Raw genomic sequence first — 544 nt, forward strand, 5'->3', positions numbered from 1 at the left:
GTCGACGCACCGAGCCAGCAGCTCCGTCACGGTCACCGACGTTCGCGGGGCTCACGCAGACCGCCAGGACGAGGCCGCCCGTGTCGACCAGGAGGTGGCGCTTGATGCCCAGCACCTTCTTGCCGCCGTCGTATCCGTGCCAGCCGCCGCGCTCGGCGGCCCCCGACGCTCTGGCTGTCCACCACCCCGGCGCTAGGGGTTGGTTCACGGCCCCTGACCAGTACGTTCCCTACTTCGCAGCGCGGCGAGGATCTCTTCCCAGCGGCCCTCGATCCGCCACTGTCGCCAGTAGTGGTAGACGGTCTGGTACGGCGGGAGGTCGTGCGGGAGCAGCCGCCAGGCACAGTCGGCCCGCACCCAGTACGCCAAGGCGTCGATGATCTCCCGGCGGGGGTGCTTCGGCGGCCGCCCGCCCGGTTTCGGTGGTGGCACAAGCGGCGCCAGCACCGCCCACTCCACGTCGGACAGATCAGTCGGATACGCGCGCCGTTCCCCGGCCATCTCGGCCTCCATCAGCGCAGGGACTACCAACTCGCCTGACCTG

General features: G+C 70.6%; 2 protein-coding genes. Both read right to left on the reverse strand.

Going from position 1 to position 544, the window contains the following annotated elements:
* Positions 1-208 (reverse strand): transposase (locus H9Y04_RS48380; protein WP_214662321.1); only part of this gene is annotated, 208 nt, incomplete at its 3' end.
* The coding region (locus tag H9Y04_RS46465; protein WP_214662322.1) for a transposase at positions 205-544 on the reverse strand (340 nt) is incomplete at its 5' end. The genes H9Y04_RS46465 and H9Y04_RS48380, both read right to left, overlap by 4 nt.

Source organism: Streptomyces polyasparticus (assembly GCF_014493765.1).
In the GTDB taxonomy this organism is placed as follows: domain Bacteria; phylum Actinomycetota; class Actinomycetes; order Streptomycetales; family Streptomycetaceae; genus Streptomyces; species Streptomyces polyasparticus.